Source organism: Polaromonas sp. P1_E3, from assembly GCF_056405935.1.
On the sequence record NZ_JBFUBD010000512.1, the window covers coordinates 1 to 1,692 of the forward strand.

General features: G+C 58.7%; 2 protein-coding genes and 1 pseudogene. 1 reads left to right on the top strand and 2 read right to left on the bottom strand.

The annotated features are described in order from the left end of the window. Both AC1D0Z_RS21140 and AC1D0Z_RS21145 read right to left on the bottom strand, forming a co-directional pair. A pseudogene (locus AC1D0Z_RS21140) lies at positions 1 to 202 on the bottom strand (sulfite dehydrogenase); the annotation flags it as partial. 18 nt (positions 203 to 220) lie between these two features. Continuing rightward, complete coding sequence (locus AC1D0Z_RS21145; RefSeq protein WP_457280648.1) at positions 221 to 604, bottom strand: ArsR/SmtB family transcription factor; 384 nt, start codon at positions 602 to 604, stop codon at positions 221 to 223. Positions 605 to 858: 254 nt separating this feature from the next. Between AC1D0Z_RS21145 and AC1D0Z_RS21150 the strand changes: the two genes are divergently transcribed. Next, a partial coding sequence (locus AC1D0Z_RS21150; protein ID WP_477660121.1) for a tetratricopeptide repeat protein occupies positions 859 to 1,692 on the top strand: 834 nt, incomplete at its 3' end.

Sequence of the window (1,692 nt, forward strand, 5' to 3'; positions counted from 1 at the left end):
GGCCCTTGCTATGGGCAGGAAGATTCAGGATATTGGCATCGCCTTCCGGAGTCGCAGCCCGTGCCTGGCCCACCGCCGCCACCCCGGCCGATGCAGCCGCAAACGCGCTGGCCAGAAAACCGCGGCGCCCGGCTCGCACATCCGCTATTTGCGCCCCTGAGAGAAAATTCTCGGGTGCGCGCTGTATAAAACGGCTCAGCATAAAAGGCGTTCTTTCGGTTCAGGCGTCGTGGGAGGCGGATCGCGGCGACAGGCTTTCGGCCGGTGACAATCCGCCCGGCTCATCCAGCTCAATGGCGATCTGGGTGCAGACGCTGCGGCACAGCGCTACGGCTTTTTCGCTCTGCACGCGGTAAATCACCTGGGTGCCTTCCTTGCGCTTGGCCAGCACACCGGTGCGGTACAGCACGGCCAGATGCTGCGACAGGTTGGGCTGGGTCGTGTCGATTTCTGCCAGCAACTCGTTCACCGATTTTTCACGTTCGCACAAAGCGCTCAGGACGCGCAGGCGCATCGGCGTTGCAAGTACGGCAAACAGCTCGGCCGCAAGCTCGAACACACGGCCCCTTTCGACTTGCGCGCTGGTCTGGATCATCTCGTTCATAGCGATTTTTTCTTAATATAAGTAATTACTGATATTAAACATGAAGCTGTCTCCAAAAACCCGTAAATACCCTATGCACGCATCGCAAAAACGTAAATATCACCAGCCGGACCGCAAAAYGGCCAAAAGGTGTTGCCTCCATGCACTTTCGAAGGGCGTCACAGGTGTAATAAAGCGGTGAAAGACCCCTTGCCGTGATATAAAACTTTTGTTACTTACGAGTTGTTACCCCGGGGCGGTAAAAACCAATACTTATGTTTTCAAAAAATATATTTTTCCTCAAAAGCACGGGCATTTTTCTTGCCGTCATGGTGGCCACCGCGGCGCATGCGGAAGTCGATGCCCTGGTCGGTGAAGCACGCGCCCTGCTCGACCAGAGCCAGCCACAAAAAGCCTTTGATCTGCTTGAGCCGCAGGAGACCGCACGCGCGGGCGACCCGGACTTTGACACGGTGCTGGGTATCGCCGCTAACGACACAGGACAATTCACCCGCGCCATATTCGCGCTCGAACGCGTGCTGGCGGTGCAGCCGGCCAACTCCCGCGCACGCGCGGAGCTTGGCCGGGCCCTGTTTGCCGTCGGAGACAACGCTGGCTCGCGCAAGGTACTGCTGGAAACCAAGCAGGACAACATCCCGGCGGAAGCGGCCGCCACCATTGACCAGTTCCTGCAGGCCATCGACCGTACGGAAGAAGCTGCCCGTTCATCCGTCAAACCCTACCTCGAGGCCAGTGTTGGCTACGACACCAATGTCAACAGCGGCCCCGGCAATCCCAATGTCGCGGTTCCGCTTTTTGGCGGCGCAATTTTCACCCTCAATGCTTCGGGTGTTGAGACCAAGGATGCCTTCATGACGCTGGGCGGCGGCTTGTCAGCCCGCTACGTCGTCGATCCGCGCTGGTCGTTGATCGCCAACGCAAGCGGCAATTCGCGCATCAATGCCAAGTACAACGACTTCAACACAGGCCAGGTTGATCTCAACGCCGGCGCCAGCTATCGCTACGAAAAGCACGAATTTTCCGGCGTGGTTCAGGCCGGCACCTATACCGTCGCCGGGTCCCGCGCACGCGACCAGCAAGGACTGGTC